This is a genomic window from Dietzia sp. E1 (assembly GCF_014145015.1).
Taxonomy (GTDB): Bacteria; Actinomycetota; Actinomycetes; order Mycobacteriales; family Mycobacteriaceae; genus Dietzia; species Dietzia cinnamea_A.
The window spans coordinates 1-1,148 of the sequence record NZ_JAALDU010000492.1; the positions used below are offsets into that span (position 1 = coordinate 1).

1 protein-coding gene and 1 pseudogene are annotated in these 1,148 nt (G+C 75.0%); both read left to right on the top strand.

Features of this window, described 5'->3' with window-relative positions; genetic code table 11:
* Positions 1–1,020: gephyrin-like molybdotransferase Glp (gene glp, locus G6030_RS14440; RefSeq protein WP_182643590.1), on the top strand; the 1,020-nt coding region annotated here is incomplete at its 5' end.
* A gap of 17 nt (positions 1,021–1,037) precedes the next feature.
* Positions 1,038–1,148: pseudogene (locus tag G6030_RS16645) on the top strand (RimJ/RimL family protein N-acetyltransferase); the annotation flags it as partial.

Below are 1,148 nucleotides of genomic sequence, written 5' to 3' on the forward strand. Positions count from 1 at the left end.
CCCGTGGTCGGCCAGATCTCCGCCGGCTCCCGCCAGCCCATCCGGCTGCAACCCGGTCAGACCGTGCGCGTCGACACCGGCGCGCCGCTGCCGACCCTCGCCGACGCGGTCCTGCCGGTCGGGTGGGCCACCCCCGACGGCCGGCAGATCGTCCCGACCCGCACCGTCCGCACCGGTGACTACGTCCGCCGCATCGGCGACGACGTCCAGCCCGGCGACGTGGCCGTCCGCGCCGGCAGCATCATCGGTCCCGCCCAGGTCGGCCTCCTCGCCTCCGTCGGCCGCGCGAAGGTGCTCGTGCACCCCAAGCCGCGGATGTCGGTCATCTCCGTGGGCGACGAGCTCGTGGACGTCGACGGCCGGCCCGGCACCGGGCAGGTCTACGACGTCAACTCCTACGCCCTCACCGCCGCCGGCCGTGACGCCGGTGCCGACGTCCACCGGGTGGGCATCGCCAGCACCGAGCCGTCGCGCCTGCGCGAGGTGCTCGAGGGGCAGCTCGTCCGCAGTGAACTCGTCGTGGTCTCCGGTGCCGCCGGCGGAGAGGCCACCACCCGGATCCGCCAGGTCATGGCCGAGCTCGGGCAGATCGAGGTCAACCGCGTCGCCATGCACCCCGGCTCGGTGCAGGGCTTCGGCCGGCTCGGTCGCGACGAGGTCCCCACCTTCCTGCTGCCGTCCAACCCGGTGAGCGCGCTGGTGGTGTTCGAGATCATGGTGCGGCCCCTCATCCGCATCGCGCTGGGCAAGCGTCAGCCCATGCGCCGCACCGTCCGCGCCCGCACGGTGGCACCCATCTCGTCGGTCGAGGGGCGGCGCGGTTACCTGCGCGGCCAGCTCATGCGTGACACGGACACGGGCGAGTACCTCGTCCGCGCCCTCGGCGGCGCCCAGGGGTCCTCCACGCACCTGCTCGCGTCGCTCGCGGAGGCCAACTGCCTCGTCGTGATCGACCCGGGCGTCACCGCCGTGAGGGCGGGTGACGAGGTCGACGTGATGTTCCTCGCCCAGCGGGGGTGAACCGGGGCGTGAGCGGCGTGTGGGACGCGTTGACCGCCGACACGGCCGCCCACCCCGGGTGGCCCCTCGAGGCGGGGCCGCTGCGCGTGCCCGCGGGCGTGGTCACCCTGCGGCCGGTCCGCCGGCGG